At 62.3% G+C, this 14,139-nt stretch carries 12 protein-coding genes, 1 tRNA gene and 1 pseudogene; 5 read left to right on the forward strand and 9 right to left on the reverse strand.

The window, feature by feature from the left end:
* Positions 1 to 89: 89 nt before the first annotated feature.
* Complete coding sequence (locus ACZ1G0_RS06175) at positions 90 to 3,458, forward strand: transglutaminase family protein (protein WP_472736145.1); 3,369 nt, start codon at positions 90 to 92, stop codon at positions 3,456 to 3,458.
* On the opposite strand, the gene ACZ1G0_RS06180 is transcribed toward ACZ1G0_RS06175, so the two are convergent.
* Positions 3,444 to 4,589, reverse strand: coding sequence for a CaiB/BaiF CoA transferase family protein (locus ACZ1G0_RS06180; protein ID WP_472736146.1), 1,146 nt, complete (start codon positions 4,587 to 4,589; stop codon positions 3,444 to 3,446). The two genes, ACZ1G0_RS06175 and ACZ1G0_RS06180, sit on opposite strands and share 15 nt — an antisense overlap.
* Complete coding sequence (locus ACZ1G0_RS06185; protein ID WP_472736147.1) at positions 4,586 to 5,512, reverse strand: hydroxymethylglutaryl-CoA lyase; 927 nt, start codon at positions 5,510 to 5,512, stop codon at positions 4,586 to 4,588. The genes ACZ1G0_RS06180 and ACZ1G0_RS06185 overlap by 4 nt, the downstream gene beginning before the upstream one ends.
* A gap of 114 nt (positions 5,513 to 5,626) precedes the next feature.
* On the opposite strand from ACZ1G0_RS06185, the gene ACZ1G0_RS06190 reads away from it, so the two are divergent.
* From ACZ1G0_RS06190 to ACZ1G0_RS06200, 3 genes are read left to right on the forward strand one after another with little or no spacing between them, the layout of a single operon-like run.
* Positions 5,627 to 6,601 (forward strand): Bug family tripartite tricarboxylate transporter substrate binding protein, encoded by a 975-nt coding sequence (locus ACZ1G0_RS06190; RefSeq protein WP_472736148.1) that lies wholly within the window; start codon positions 5,627 to 5,629, stop codon positions 6,599 to 6,601.
* The gene (locus ACZ1G0_RS06195; RefSeq protein WP_472736149.1) at positions 6,601 to 7,038 is read left to right on the forward strand and encodes a tripartite tricarboxylate transporter TctB family protein; all 438 of its coding nucleotides are present in this window, start codon (positions 6,601 to 6,603) and stop codon (positions 7,036 to 7,038) included. The genes ACZ1G0_RS06190 and ACZ1G0_RS06195 overlap by 1 nt, the downstream gene beginning before the upstream one ends.
* A complete protein-coding gene (locus tag ACZ1G0_RS06200; protein WP_472736150.1) occupies positions 7,039 to 8,550 on the forward strand; it encodes a tripartite tricarboxylate transporter permease in 1,512 nt (503 codons plus the stop codon).
* A gap of 68 nt (positions 8,551 to 8,618) precedes the next feature.
* Here the strand turns inward: ACZ1G0_RS06200 and ACZ1G0_RS06205 are convergent.
* The 3 genes and pseudogenes from ACZ1G0_RS06205 to ACZ1G0_RS06215 all read right to left on the reverse strand — a co-directional run bounded on the left by ACZ1G0_RS06205 (position 8,619) and on the right by ACZ1G0_RS06215 (position 11,774).
* Positions 8,619 to 9,886 (reverse strand): annotated as a pseudogene (locus ACZ1G0_RS06205) (ABC transporter permease).
* Positions 9,883 to 10,689, reverse strand: a complete 807-nt coding sequence (locus tag ACZ1G0_RS06210) for a taurine ABC transporter ATP-binding protein (RefSeq protein ID WP_472736151.1) — start codon at positions 10,687 to 10,689, stop codon at positions 9,883 to 9,885. Before ACZ1G0_RS06210 ends, ACZ1G0_RS06205 begins: the two are co-directional and overlap by 4 nt.
* 86 nt (positions 10,690 to 10,775) lie before the next feature.
* Positions 10,776 to 11,774, reverse strand: a complete 999-nt coding sequence (locus ACZ1G0_RS06215; RefSeq protein ID WP_472736152.1) for a taurine ABC transporter substrate-binding protein — start codon at positions 11,772 to 11,774, stop codon at positions 10,776 to 10,778.
* Between ACZ1G0_RS06215 and ACZ1G0_RS06220 the strand changes: the two genes are divergently transcribed.
* Positions 11,773 to 12,201: a hypothetical protein gene (locus tag ACZ1G0_RS06220; RefSeq protein ID WP_472736153.1), complete on the forward strand. Its 429-nt coding sequence runs from the start codon at positions 11,773 to 11,775 to the stop codon at positions 12,199 to 12,201. The two genes, ACZ1G0_RS06215 and ACZ1G0_RS06220, sit on opposite strands and share 2 nt — an antisense overlap.
* A 154-nt stretch (positions 12,202 to 12,355) precedes the next feature.
* Here the strand turns inward: ACZ1G0_RS06220 and ACZ1G0_RS06225 are convergent.
* The 4 genes from ACZ1G0_RS06225 to ACZ1G0_RS06240 all read right to left on the reverse strand — a co-directional run bounded on the left by ACZ1G0_RS06225 (position 12,356) and on the right by ACZ1G0_RS06240 (position 14,050).
* Positions 12,356 to 12,430: transfer RNA gene (locus ACZ1G0_RS06225), tRNA-Gly, on the reverse strand.
* Between the two features lie 96 nt (positions 12,431 to 12,526).
* A complete protein-coding gene (locus tag ACZ1G0_RS06230) occupies positions 12,527 to 12,757 on the reverse strand; it encodes a hypothetical protein (RefSeq protein ID WP_472736154.1) in 231 nt (76 codons plus the stop codon).
* Positions 12,754 to 13,212 (reverse strand): hypothetical protein, encoded by a 459-nt coding sequence (locus ACZ1G0_RS06235; protein WP_472736155.1) that lies wholly within the window; start codon positions 13,210 to 13,212, stop codon positions 12,754 to 12,756. Before ACZ1G0_RS06235 ends, ACZ1G0_RS06230 begins: the two co-directional genes overlap by 4 nt.
* Positions 13,213 to 13,309: 97 nt before the next feature.
* Positions 13,310 to 14,050, reverse strand: coding sequence for a metallophosphoesterase (locus tag ACZ1G0_RS06240; protein WP_472736156.1), 741 nt, complete (start codon positions 14,048 to 14,050; stop codon positions 13,310 to 13,312).
* Positions 14,051 to 14,139: the final 89 nt, after the last annotated feature.

Raw genomic sequence — 14,139 nt, forward strand, 5'->3', positions numbered from 1 at the left:
TCGTGTCCCGTGGTTAGGACAGCACAATCGACGCCCAAGCGCAAACGAACCCGCGTCTCACACAGACTCTGCAAGGAAAAGAGGCACTTATGTCTATAAAAGTAGCACTTTCCCACACCACGACCTACACCTATGATCGGCTGGTGACGCTGGCCCCCCATGTCGTGCGCCTGCGCCCCGCGCCCCATGCGCGCACCCCGATCCAAAGCTACAGCCTCACCGTCAAGCCCGAGGGGCACTTCCTGAACTGGCAGCAAGACGCCTTTGCCAACTGGCAGGCGCGGCTGGTCTTTCCCGAACCCACGCGCGAACTGTCGGTGACGGTGGATCTGGTGGCGGACATGGTGGCGATCAACCCGTTCGACTTCTTCCTCGACGCCTCGGCCGAACAGGTGCCCTTTACTTACGACAAGGCGCTGTTGAAGGACCTGCGCCCCTACATGCGCAACGTCACCCGCAGCAAGGTCTTCGAGGATTTCGTCGCAGGCGCGCCCGTGCAGCAGGGCGTGACCAACGATTGGCTGGTGGCGGTGAACCAATACGTCGCCAACGCCATCGAATACACCATTCGGATGGAACCGGGGGTTCAGACCCCTTCGGTCACGATCGGCCGCCGCCTTGGGTCCTGCCGGGACAGCGCGTGGTTGCTGGTCGCCCTGTTCCGCCGTCTGGGCTACGCCGCGCGGTTCGTGTCTGGCTATCTGTTGCAACTGACAGCGGATCAAAAGCCGATCACCGGCCCCGGCGGCCCAGAGGAGGATTTCACCGACCTGCACGCCTGGACCGAGGTCTATATGCCCGGGGCCGGTTGGGTGGGGATGGATCCCACCTCTGGCCTGTTCGCAAGCGAGGGGCACATCCCGCTGGCCGCCACCCCCGAACCCAGTTCCGCCGCCGCGATCACCGGGGCGCACGACCGGGCCGAGGTGACCTTTGGCTTTGACATGAAGATCAAGCGGATCGAAGAGCCGCCCCGCGTCACCCGCCCCCTGACCCCGGAACAATGGGCCGAGATTGACCGCGCGGGCGAGGCCATCGAGACCAAGCTGAAGGCCCAGGACATGCGCCTGACCATGGGCGGAGAGCCGACGTTCATCTCTGCCTCGGACCGGGATGCGCCGGAATGGAACACCGCCGCCGTGGGTCCGACCAAGCGCGCCTATGCCGATGATCTGTTGCGTCGGCTGCACACCCGCTTTGCCCCCGGCGGTGTCCTGCACCACGGGCAGGGCAAATGGTATCCGGGCGAACCGCTGCCCCGCTGGGCCTATTCGATCATCTGGCGCGGCGATGGCCTGCCGCTGTGGACGGACGTGGACCTGATCGCCAAGGAAGGACAGGGCCGCGCGACGGTCGAGACGGCCGAGGATTTTGCCGTCAAGCTGGCGGACACGCTGGGTCTGGAGGACGAGAACGTGCACGAGGTCTACGAGGACCCCATGCACTTTGTCGGGACAGAGGCGCTGTTGCCCGAAAACGTCACCGCCGAAGACAGCGAGTTGGAGGACCCCCAGGAACGCGCCCGCCTGATCCGCATGATGAACACCGGTCTGGGCGCCCCGGCGAGTTTTGCGATCCCCTTGCAACTGGCTCAGGCCAAGGCGGGCGGCAAGCGGCGGTTCAAATGGGCCTCGGAACGTTGGACCACCCGGCGGGGCAAATTGTTCCTGACCCCCGGCGACAGCCCGGCGGGCCTGCGCTTGCCGTTGGCCACTTTGCGCAAATCCGAAAAGGACGAAAAAGGCGCGCGCCGTCGGATGGAAAAACCCATCGTCCGGGACCCGATGGTGCGGGCCAAACCCGCCCCCGCCCGGTGGGTCTGGCAGGACGCCTCCAAGGGGGCATCTGCTCCGATTCATGCACGTGACAGGGACGACGCGTGCGGGAATGTGCACGAGTCGGACGATTGGGTCAGCAGCGGCCTGCCCATGTGGTCCGACGGCGATCCCGTGCGCACCGCCCTGACCGTAGAGCCGCGCGACGGTATCCTGCATGTGTTCATGCCCCCCACGGGATCGGCGGATGAATATCTAGATCTGGTAGAGGCCGCGGAGGATACAGCCAAGGACTTGGGGTTGGCCATCCGCATCGAAGGCTACGAGCCGCCCCGCGATCCCAGCATCAACGTGATCCGCGTCACCCCGGACCCCGGCGTGATCGAGGTGAACATCCATCCCGCCAATTCCTGGGGCACTTTGCGCGAAATCACCGCCGCCCTTTATGAAGAGGCCCGACAGTGCGGCCTTGACAGCTTTACGTTCATGGTCGACGGGCGGCTGACCGGGTCGGGCGGGGGCAACCATATCGTCGTGGGGGGCGAGACGCCCGCCGACAGCCCGTTCCTGCGCAGGCCCGATCTGGCCGGGTCCGTCATCCGGTACTGGCAACGGCATCCGTCGCTTTCTTATTTGTTTTCAGGGACTTTCATTGGCCCCACCTCGCAGGCACCCCGCTTTGACGAGGGGCGGTCCGGCAATGTCTACGAGATGGAAATCGCCTTGGCCGAGCTGAAACGGATGCAGGACGAGGGGCAGGGCGCGCCGTGGCTGTCGGACCGAATCCTGCGCCATCTGCTGACGGATATGACCGGAAACACCCACCGGGCCGAGATTTGCATCGACAAGATGTTCTCGCCCGACAGTGCCACGGGACGTCTGGGTCTGGTGGAGTTTCGGGGCTTTGAGATGCCGCCCCACTGGCAGATGTCCATGGCGCAAGCCCTTGTTATCAGGGGGCTTTTATCGTGGTTCTGGGACAAGCCATACGAGGCCCCCCTACAGCCGTGGGAGGGGGAGTTGCACGACCGCTTCCTGCTGCCCCACCACGTTTGGTCAGATTTCAAGGAGGTCTTGGGCGACCTGTCCCGCGCCCACAACATGCCCTTCCGCCCCGATTGGTACGACGCCCAGTTCGAGTTCCGTTTTCCCGAAGTGGGCCACACGGAAATCGAAGGCCTGCGCCTGTCCCTGCGCAATGCCATCGAGCCTTGGTTGGTCTTGGGCGAGGAAAGCACGGGCGGCGGGACGTCGCGTTACGTGGACAGTTCGCTGGAACGGGTCGAGGTCACAATCGACGGCCCGTGGTCCGATCGCTATACTCTGACCTGCAATCAAGTCGAGGTGCCCCTGAACAGCTACGGCCCCGACAAACGCGGGGCGGGCATCCGTTTCCGCAGCTGGCAGCCGTGGTCCTCCCTGCACCCCACGATCCCCGCCCATGCGCCTTTAGTCTTTGATCTTTATGACAAAAACGCTGGCCGGTCCGTGGGGGGTATGACCTATCACATCGTCCACCAAGGGGGCCGTGCCCATGAAACCCGCCCCGTGAACGAGTTGGAGGCCGAGGGCCGCCGCCGCGTCCGCTTCGTTCCCGGCCAGCACACGGCAGGGGATTTTGTGCCAAAGGCCGCCCGGTTCAACCGGTATCTGACGTGGACCACGGATCTACGCTTCGTCTAGGGGGCCGAGTTCGGCCATGATTTCGGCCCGGTGCTGATCCAACAGCGGCGCGCCTTCGCGGATGTGGGGCGCGCTGTGGGTTTGTTTGAGGGGCGTGCCCAGCACATCCATGGTCCCGCCCAAGGGCGTCGGGGCCTGTGCGACCATGTTCCGGTGCGTTGCGTGTGGGCTGGCCAAGGCGTCCTCCACGGTCAGAACCGGACCCGCCGGCACGCCGCCCGCGTTCAGGATCCGGGTCCAGTCTGCGGTGCTGCGCCCGTGGAAATAGGCCTGCACCTCGGCCCGCATCGCATCCCGGTGCGCCACCCGCGCCGCATTGGTCGTAAAGCGGGGATCGTCCAGAAGGTGGGTGCAGCCCAAGATCGTGAACAGCTTGTCCAAGATACCATCGTGGGACACGGCCACGGCGATGTTGCCGTCGCTGGTTTCATACAAACCGTAAGGCGCGACTAACGGATGGTCGTTGCCCACCCGGGGCAGGGATTGGCCGGTCACAAAGGTCTCGGTCGCCATATAGGCCAGCAAGGCCATCATGCTGTCGGTCATGGCAATGTCTATGGCGTTGAATCTGCGGGCTTCTTTAGGTGTGGCCAGCGCCGCCGTGATCCCGATGGTGGCGTATAGCCCCGCCACAAGGTCAGAGATCGGGACGCCGGAGCGCAGGGGCGGGCCGTCCTCGAACCCGTTGGTGAACATGAACCCGCTCATGGCTTGGGCCACAAAATCAAAGGCGGGGCGGTCGGCATAGGGCCCGTCCTGCCCAAAGCCCGAGATATGGCAGGCAATCAGCCGGGGGTTCAGGGCGGCGAGGTCTGCGTCTGACAGGCCCATCTTGGCCATGGTGCCGGGTTTGAAGTTATCGACCACCACGTCCGCCCCCGCAATCAAGGCGCGAATGGTCCGCATGTCCACCGCGTCCCTTGGGTCCAGCGCGATAGAGCGTTTGTTGCGGTTGAAGGACGCGAAATAGCTGCTCATCCCGTCGACCATGGCCCCTTGGGCACGCAGGGGATCGCCCTTGGGCGTCTCGACCTTGATGACATCGGCCCCAAGATCAGCCAACTGCTGGGTGCAAAAGGGGCCAGAGATCACGCGCGTCAGGTCGATGACGCGCACACCTTGCAGGCTCATCCCGTGGCCCGCGCGATGCTGTCGAGGGGAATGGTCGTGCCGATGGGCGGAGCGGCTTGCAGCCGGGCAGGGACCGCATGGCCAAGCGCGTCGGACAGCCACCGGCCTGTCTCGATACAGGCGGTCAGGTCAAAGCCGGTGGTGTGGCCTTGGGCGTGCAGGAAGTGGACCAGATCCTCGGTCGCGACATTGCCCGTGGCACCGGGCGCAAAGGGACAGCCGCCGATGCCGCCCACGCTGGATTCGTAGCGCGTGATCCCAAGTTCGATCCCGGTCAGCACATTGGCCAAGGACAACCCGCGCGTGTCGTGCAGGTGCAGGATCAGGTCCAGCCCCGGCACCTCTGCGCGCAGGGCGGTGACCATTTCAGTGATCTGGGCCGGGGTGGCGGTGCCGATGGTGTCGCCCAGTTTCAGCTCCTCAAAGCCCAAGGCGTGCAGGGCGCGGCCGACTTTGACCGTCTGTGCCGTGGGCGTGACCCCTTCGAAGGGACAGCCGAAGGATGCGGCGACGGCGACCACGGCCCGCTTGCCCTCGGCCCGGGCCAAGGCGATGACAGGTTCGAACCGCGCCACGGCCTGATCCACGCTGCAATTGCTGTTGGCCAGCGAATGGCTCTCGGTGGCGGACATGAAGCACACCCATTCCTGCGCAGCCGTTGTGGCCGCCCGTTCCGCCCCGCGCAGATTGGGCACAAGGGCTTGCAGGGTCACGTCTGGGCCTGCGTCCAACCCCGCGATCACCTCGGCGGCATCCGCCATGCGAGGCACCGCGCGCGGAGAGACGAAGCTGGTGATTTCGAACCGGCGCGCGCCTGCGGCGATCATCCGGCGGGCCAATTCGATCTTGGTCTCTGTGGACACAGGCTCTGGCCAGTTCTGCAAACCGTCCCTTGGGCTGACTTCGGTGATCTCGATGTGCATGGCGTTCCTCCGGGCTGGGTCAAATCGTACCGCGTCAAATTGGCATAGCCAATCCCGAAACAGGCGCTAATGTAACCAACACTGGCAGGGAGCCAGTGTAAGGGAGGAAATATCATGCGTCGTATGACACTTGTAACAACAAAGCTGGGTCTGGTTGCGGCCTCGTTCATGGCGGTGTCCGCTGTGTCCGCACAGGCCACCGAATGTATCGCGCCATCCAACCCCGGCGGCGGTTGGGACTTTACCTGCCGCACCATCGGTCGGATCATGACAGAGCTGGATCTCGTGGATGGCAACGTACAGATCACCAACATGCCCGGTGGGGTGGGCGCCGTGACCTTTGCCATGGTCGCCAACGAGCGGCCCGATGACGCCAGCCTTTTCGTCGCCACATCCACCGTGGGCATCACCCAAATCGCCCAAGGCCGCTATCCCGCGCCGTTGGATGCGATGCGCTACATCGCGATGCTGGGGGCGGACGTGGGAGTGATCGCCGTGGACAACGACAGCCCGATCCAATCCTTGGCAGAGCTGAACGAGATCATGGTCAACGATCCTCGTTCGATCACCACCGCAGGCTCTTCCTCGGCCGGGGGCTGGGACCACCTGCGCCTGCTGATGGTCGCGCGTGAGGCGGGGCAAGAGAACCTGGGCGACCTGCGTTGGGTCCAGTTCGATGGCGGCACCGATGCGGTGACACAGATGATGGGCGGCCAGATCGACGTGGTGTCCACGGACATTGGGGAAATTGCGGGCTTTATCGAATCCGGTGACATCCGCGTGCTGGCGGCCCTGTCGGACGAACCGATCCCCGCCTTCCCTGATATTCCTACGGCCAAGAGCCAGGGGATTGACGTGACCGGCTACAACTGGCGCGGCGTCTACACCGGGGGTCAGATCACGGATGCAGAGTACGACAAATGGGTGTCCGATCTGGAAACCCTGTACAACTCCGAGAACTGGCAGACAGCGGCCGTGGACTTCGGTCTGGTGCCAATCTGGCGAGGTGGCGCGGATTTCGAGGCCTACGTGCGCGAGCAGCGTGACGTGATGGAGCAGATCTCGCGCGATATCGGCGTGATCGAATAATGAGCATGAGGCTCGGTGGCGTCGCGATCTTTATGATCGCGGCGCTGTATACCTATTACGGCAAGGATTATTCCGCCCCGTTTGGTGACGTGTTGGGACCTGCGGTGTTCCCGATGATGGTGGGGATCCCACTGATGGTCCTGTCCGCCTCGCTGGTGGTTTTTCCATCGGGGCAGGTTGTTTGGGCCGGGCGCAGGTATGTGGCGCGTCAGGTCGCAGCGCTGGCTGTCCTGATCGGCTATGCCCTGCTGTTGGTGCCCCTTGGCTTTCCCCTTGCGACGTTTTTGTTGATCGCCCTGCTGGGCATGGTCCTTGGCGGTGCGCCGGTCAAAGCCCTGATCCTAGGGGCCAGCATGTCACTTGGTCTGTGGGTGCTGTTTGACCAACTTCTGGGCCTTCCCTTGGCCTTTCTCGGTTCCTTATTCGGAGGGCGCTAGGTGGAAACCCTATCCCTACTTGCGGGCGGCTTTGCGGTCGCCCTGACGCCCCTCAACCTGTTGTTGCTGTTTGCGGGCTGTTTCTTTGGCACGCTGATTGGCGCGCTGCCGGGCCTTGGGCCTGTGAACGGGATTGCGGTCCTGATCCCGCTGACGTTCGTGTTCGGGTTTGACCCGACCTCGTCCCTGATCCTGCTGTCGGCGGTTTACTTCGGGACGATGTTCGGGGGGCGGATCAGCTCGATCCTGTTGAACATTCCGGGCGATGAGCCTGCGATCATGACCACCCTCGACGGCTATCCCATGGCGCAAAAGGGCCGGGCGGCGGATGCTTTGGCGATCTCGGGTGTCGCGTCTTTTGTGGGGGCCACGATTGCGGTGATCGGGCTGTCGTTGTTCGCACCGCTGCTGGCGCGCGCCGCCATCCATTTTGGCCCTGCGGATTACTTCGCGCTCTACATCCTGGCCTTTGCCACCATCGGCGGCATCTCTGGTGTGGACCCGCGCAAGACGCTGATTTCTGCGCTGCTGGGGCTGATGATTGCGACGATCGGCATTGATCCCATCTCGGGCATTCCACGGTTTACCGGGGGCAATTTCCACGTCTACGACGGGATAGAGCCGATCGTGGCCCTGGTCGGTCTGTTCGCCATTTCCGAAATTCTGTTTTTGCTGGAAAAGACGGTCAAAGAGCGGACGAAGGCCATCCATGTGGAAAGCTGGTTGCCATCGTGGAAGGAGATCTGGCTGACCCGCTACGCCATGCTGCGCGGGTCCTTCGTGGGCTTCATCGCTGGGGTTCTGCCCGGGGCGGGGGCGTCCTTGGGGTCGGTCATGGCCTACACCACGGAAAAGCAGAAATCGAACCGGGACGGCACCTTTGGCAAGGGGGATCCCCGGGGTGTCGCAGCGCCCGAGGCGGGCAACAACTCTGCCTCTGGTGGGGCGTTGATCCCCATGCTTTCGTTGGGCGTTCCGGGGTCCGGCACCACGGCGGTGATGTTGGCGATGCTGATCTCTTTGAACGTGCAGCCGGGGCCGTTGTTGTTCGAACGCCAGCCAGAGCTGGTTTGGGGCCTTGTCGCCTCTCTCTACATGGCCAATGTGGCGCTGTTGATCTTGAACCTGCCCATGATCGGCCTGTTCACGCGCCTTATGGCAGTGCCCACCTGGGCGCTGATGCCCATCGTGGCCGCCGTCAGCTTTGTGGGTGTGTTCGCGATTTCGAACTCCACCTTCGACCTAGAGATGATGGTGGCCTTCGGCATCATTGGGTACATTCTGCGGAAAATGGATATCAACCTTGTGCCGCTGGTACTGGGCTTGCTGCTGGGCGGGGATATGGAGCGGAACCTGCGCCGGGCGATGTCCATCTCGGACGGTGACTGGAGCGTGTTGATCGCAAGCCCAATCTCGATTGGGTTGTACATTCTGACCGCTGGTTTCCTTGCCCTGTCCATCTATCTGACACGGCGCGAGGCGCGACAGGATCGCGCGCGGGCCGAAGGCTAGGCTCCGGCCGTAGAAACGAAAACAGGCCCCGCTTTGGGGCCTGTTTTTTGTCGGATTGGTCTGGGCGGTCAGGCCTTGCCTTTCCAAGGCACCAGAAACTTTTCGGCCATGCGCATCAACACGTCGATGCCAAACCCGATGGCACCGATCAGGATGATGCCCAAGATCACGATATCGGTGTTCTGGAACTTGGACGCGACCATGATCATCATGCCCGCCCCCTTTTCCGCCGCGACCAATTCGGCCGCCACAACCGTGCCCCAACAGACCCCCATGGCGACGCGCGCTCCGGTAAAGATCTCGGGCAGGGAGTTGGGCACGATGACGTGGCGCATGATCTGCCACTTGCTGGCCCCCAGCGAATAGGCGGCGTGCACCTTGGTGATGTTGACCCCCGACACGCCGGACCGGGCCGCGATGGCCATGATCCACAGGGCGGCGAGGAACAGCAGGATGATCTTGCCGACCTCGCCGATGCCCGCCCAGATGATCACCAACGGGATCAGGGCAAGGGGCGGCACGGGGCGCATGAATTCCACAATCGGGTCAAACCAGCCCCGGAACCAGTTGCTCAGGCCCATGGCATAGCCCAGCGGGATCCCCACCAGCGCGCCAAAGAAGAAACCCACGACCACCCGGAACAGCGAATAGCCAAGGTGTTCCCACAGCGTAAAGTTGCGAAAGCCCTCGGTGGCGATTTCGCCCACGCGGCCCACGACATCCTCGGGGGCGGCAGCCAGATGGCCTCCATCTGCCAGCCGGTGTTGGGGACCACGTTGAGGGTGCCCTTGGGCGACATACCGATCCGGGCGAAATCGGTGAACACTTCGCCACCCGGTGCAATCGGTTCGCCGTTCACCGCCGTCACGACCATGCCCGCGTCGCGGCCCAGTTCGTCGTTTTCATCCACACGGATCAGTTTGGAGCGGAACTTGACGATGGACATCGCGTCGTTCTTGGCAAAGCCCTCGCCCGGCTCCACTGCAGGCACCGTGGCATCGCCGTCCGTTTCATGGACGTTGACGGTGACCGTTGCATCGTCTGATTGCGTGCCGTCTGACACGGTGTAGGTGAATGTGCCCTGACCCGCGAACGGACCGGGCGCGTGTAGGAACGAGGGTATCAACGAGGACCCGGTGAAGGCCCCCCACAGCACAAAAATCGACAACACAGAGATGATTGAGGCTGTCCGGTTCGGGCGCACCGCGCTTTCATCCCCGAAGGTCACGGTTTTCAGGGACGTATAGTCGGTGACGCCCGCAGCGGTCTTCGAGATGAATTGCACCGCAAAGTAGGCACCCACAAAAATGGCCAGATAGATCAGTAAAATAATCATGCGCTTTCCTCCGAGCGGCCCATAATCTCCTCTTCCATGTCCCAGATCATGGCGAGGATTTCCTCGCGGGTGGGGGCATAGTCGGGGTGTTTCTTCACTTCACGCAGGTCTTGGCCCACGCCCATATCCGCAAAGGGCAGGCGGTATTCTTTGTGGATGCGCCCCGGGCGCGGCGCCATGACCAGCAACCGTTCGCCCAGCAACAACGCCTCTTCCACAGAGTGGGTGATCAGGATGATCGTCTTGCCCGTCTCTTTCCACAGCTTCAGCACAAGGCTTTGCATCTTTTCGCGGGTCAGCGCATCCAGCGCGCCCAAGGGTTCGTCCATCAGGATCACGTCAGGATCATTGGCCAGACAACGGGCAAGGGCCACACGTTGCTGCATCCCGCCCGAAAGCTCGTAGATGGCCTTTTCCTTGAAATCCTGCAGGCCGACCACGTCCAAAAGGTGATCGACGTTTGCGCCGTATTGGGCATTGCTTTGCCCCTTCATGCGCGGGCCAAAGGCCACGTTCTCGCGCACGCTCATCCATTCGAACAGCGCGCCTTGCTGGAACACCATGCCCCGTTCGGCGTCAGGCCCCGTGACGGTATGACCGTTCATGGCGATTGTGCCGCCCGTGGGGGCCAGAAAGCCTGCCACGATGTTGAGCAGTGTGGTCTTACCGCAGCCTGAGGGGCCGAGCACACTCATCAATTCGCCTTGTTTGAGGTCGAGTGAGACATCTTGGAGCGCTTGGACAGAACTGCCGTTTGGCAGGTCAAAGCGCATGGATAAATTGTCGATTGTAAGGCCGGACATGGCTGCCCCCTTGGTCATTGGGTCACCGAAAAGAAAAAGGGTGGCGCAAGTCGGTCCCGCGCCACCCCATAATCAGAACAAAGGTCCTACATCGCGCCAGCGGCTGCCAGAGGTCCCGTATTCACGGTCGCCTCGTAGCTGTCGAGGGCCGCGTCGATGGAGTTCGCGTTCACGAACACATCTGCCACACCCTTCATGAAGTTGGCCGCCGCACCGCCCAGCCATTTTTCGCTCAGCTGCTCTTCGATGGTGGGGAAGGTGAAACCGGCCAGCGAGGCTGCGGCGTCTGCTTCGTCCATACCAGCGTCCTGTGCGATGACAGGCAGCATCTTGGCGTGGTTGGCTTCGTCAGCCCACATGGCGTTGGCGTCTGCGGTGACCTTCAGGAACTTGGCCAGCATGTCGGACTGCTCGGCCACGACATTTGCAGGGGCAGAGGTGACATCGAACACCAGAATGCCCAGCTCTTCTTTCTCGGCACCGGTCAGCAGGATGTTGCCCGATTCCTTCATGCGGCCCAAGGCGCCGCCCCAGCCACAGGCCATGTCCACAGACCCCTGTGCCAGTGCAGCCGCACCTTCAGCAGGGGCCATGTCGACCACGTCCATAGAGGCCACGTCCACGCCAAAGTGGTTCATCTGGCTCAGGAAACCGTAGTGCGCAGCGGTGCCCAAGGGCACGGCGGCTTTCTTGCCGGCCAGTTCGCCTGCGGACATTTTGTCGATTTCCAGACCGGCGGCGACAACGCAGTTGTCATTCTCGGAATAGGACACGGCCACGTCGAGGATCTGAATGTCCTGTCCTGCAGACGTCGCCACAACGAAGGGGGGCACGCCTTGGCTGACAGAGATCTGCACATCGCCAGACGCCATGGCCGCCGACATTGCGGTGCCGGTGTCGAAGGACACCCAGTTCACAGGCGCGCCGAGCGCCTCGTCATACATGCCGTTCACTTTGGCGAACTGGAATGGCATCGGCCACTCAAGGAAATAGCCAACCGTGATGCTGTGGCCGTCGGCCAATGCGGTGGTTCCAGACAGCGCAGCAATGGCGGTTGCCACGATCCCAAATGTCGTTTTTTTCATGATTGTCTCCCTGACACGTTTCTTTGGGTTCGACAAATCAGCGCCGGACCCTTGTTTTGTGCGACGGCTGCTTTATTTGCTCCATCGTCGAATAAAGTTAGGCACAAAGGATGTGGTCGCGCAACAAGGCTGGCGGCTGCATTTCGGGTTACTGCGTCAGGCCATTTGCTCTCAGACATTGAAAACAAAAGGCTTTACAGTGCTGGCACGTGCATTTGCGATCATGCTGGAACAGTTTGGCTCTATGGCTGTGATATTTTTGGACTTATCAAGTGCTGTCTGCGCAGGCAGTTTGCGAGATAAGCGGGCAGTCTGTGGCGATGCAGGTCGGTGGATCACAATGCTTTGGGTGCTGGATCGTTTTACGGGACGGGGCACCTGGTCTTACGACACGCAACCGCAGGACCTAGCCTGCCGCCATATTTGAGTCCGCAACGTAGAAGAGCCAGCCAGCGCTTGCCGAAAGCCCGACAGTCAACCCGGCCTTCGATGGACAACTGTGAAGCAAGCACTGATCACAAAAACACAAAAGGCCACCTGACGGTGGCCTTTGCATGTTCCGCTTGGGTGGGCGGACTAACTGGAGCGGGCGAGGCGATTCGAACGCCCGACCCTAACCTTGGCAAGGTTATGCTCTACCCCTGAGCTACGCCCGCATCCGTTAGTGCGCCTGATCTACCCATCGCGCTCTGAGCCTGCAAGGGAAAAAATGCCTGAAAGTCAGATTTTTTTCGGATGGAATTTCGGCCTGTTCAACGGGCGGAAAAAACCACATCGTCCACGCCCCAGGCCCCCGTGTCGACATGAGTGATGGCTGTAGACCCAATGCCTAAGCGCAGGACCTCTTTGGGATCTGCAACAGTGATCCTAAGCTGTGCGATTGCGTCAGGACGTTCCGGTTTGCCGCCCAGCATTTCTGCCTGTGTCAGGGTGAAAATGTCGACCTTCACGCGCTCCAGCCCGTCCATGGGCATGTAGGTCAATGCGCCTTCAAAAGATTTGATCCGTGCAACCACAACGCCGTCGATGAAAATCTTGGCCTGCCCCCCTCCAGATCATCCATCGACAGCAGGTCGAATGTGATCAAAGCCTCGCGCGCCCCGTCCGGTACATCGAAAGTGGCCGTGACGGCTTCCAAGCCTTCCGTTCCCGCGATCGGGCCGAGGATGTCGCCAAAGCCCTCCACGTGATCGGCCCGCGCTCCGTAGAAGGGACCTGCATCTTGGCTGAAACTGTGAGCCACGGTGACGGCTGCGTTGGCCAAGCCCAATTGCAGCGGCGTGTCGGCCAGCTCGTTCTGAACCCGCTCTGCCACTGTGCGCAGGCCGGGCATGACCGCAGAGGTCACGCTAAGCCCCAGTGCCGTGGCCATCGCCGCCAGCACCACATAGTCTACCGATACCGCGCCCCCTTCGTCCGTGGCGAAGGTCCGTCCCATGCTGTCCTCCGTGTGTTGGGCATGGTGTACAGGTGATGGGGGTCAGGAATTGAGGCAGCCAAGCGCCATAGTGCATCAGCTTTTATCGGTGTTTGCGTCAATCCGTAACGGAAGCCGGGTCGAGGCCGAGGCGCGGTACCTGCGTCGCGACATCCTGCGTGTGGGCGATGACCTGTCCATCCTCCTGAATCAACAGCAGGCCATAGGCGCCGGGTTCGTCCACCGACGATCCGCTGCTGCTGGCCCCCAAGGTCAGGGGCATCTGGTGGCAAGGGCTTTTGAAAATCACCACGGGCGTGCCGCCCACGTGGCCCGTCATGGTGCGATGGATGTGCCCTGCAACGATCATCGTCGGATTGGGCAGGTCTGACAGCGCCGCGCAGACCTCGGCCCGGTTGGTCAGCCCGATCCGATCCATACCGTCAAAACCGGTCAGGATCGGCGGGTGATGCAGGAATACGATCGTTGGCCGGTCTGTCTGTGCGGCTTGGCCCAACCAAAGCAGCCGATCCTTGCACAGGTGGCCACTGTGGCGCGGCTTGGCCATCCGGTGCGACGTGTCCAGCATCACAAGGCGCGCAGGGCCCACATCGGCCGTGGATTGCACAAAGCCATGCTCATCCACCTGCGCCTCTGGAAACACGGCGCGGAAGGTGTCGCGGTCATCATGATTGCCCAGCATCCATGTGACTGGGCAGGGCAGCTGCGGCAGCGCCTCGCGCAGGCGGATGTATTCCTGCGCCGTGCCATAGTGGGTCAAGTCCCCCGTCACCACGATCCGCGCCGCGTCGGGATGATCCGCAAGGGCACGGCCCAACACCGACAGAAACCGCGCCATCGGATCAAGCCCGATGATGGTCTCGCCCGGGGGGTGATGTGCAGGTCGGTCAGGACAATGATCTTGTGCATGGGCCTGTTGTGCCCCTC

The sequence above is a fragment of the Thalassobacter sp. HA4-2 genome (assembly GCF_055693705.1).

Coding starts and splice junctions, on each gene's coding strand:
- ACZ1G0_RS06175 (WP_472736145.1), top strand. CDS start 90: ATGTCTATAAAAGTAGCACTTTCCCACACCACGACCTACACCTATGAT.
- ACZ1G0_RS06180 (WP_472736146.1), bottom strand. CDS start 4,589: ATGAGCCTGCAAGGTGTGCGCGTCATCGACCTGACGCGCGTGATCTCT.
- ACZ1G0_RS06185 (WP_472736147.1), bottom strand. CDS start 5,512: ATGCACATCGAGATCACCGAAGTCAGCCCAAGGGACGGTTTGCAGAAC.
- ACZ1G0_RS06190 (WP_472736148.1), top strand. CDS start 5,627: ATGCGTCGTATGACACTTGTAACAACAAAGCTGGGTCTGGTTGCGGCC.
- ACZ1G0_RS06195 (WP_472736149.1), top strand. CDS start 6,601: ATGAGCATGAGGCTCGGTGGCGTCGCGATCTTTATGATCGCGGCGCTG.
- ACZ1G0_RS06210 (WP_472736151.1), bottom strand. CDS start 10,689: ATGTCCGGCCTTACAATCGACAATTTATCCATGCGCTTTGACCTGCCA.
- ACZ1G0_RS06220 (WP_472736153.1), top strand. CDS start 11,773: ATGATTGTCTCCCTGACACGTTTCTTTGGGTTCGACAAATCAGCGCCG.
- ACZ1G0_RS06215 (WP_472736152.1), bottom strand. CDS start 11,774: ATGAAAAAAACGACATTTGGGATCGTGGCAACCGCCATTGCTGCGCTG.
- ACZ1G0_RS06235 (WP_472736155.1), bottom strand. CDS start 13,212: ATGGGACGGACCTTCGCCACGGACGAAGGGGGCGCGGTATCGGTAGAC.
- ACZ1G0_RS06240 (WP_472736156.1), bottom strand. CDS start 14,050: ATGGCGCGGTTTCTGTCGGTGTTGGGCCGTGCCCTTGCGGATCATCCC.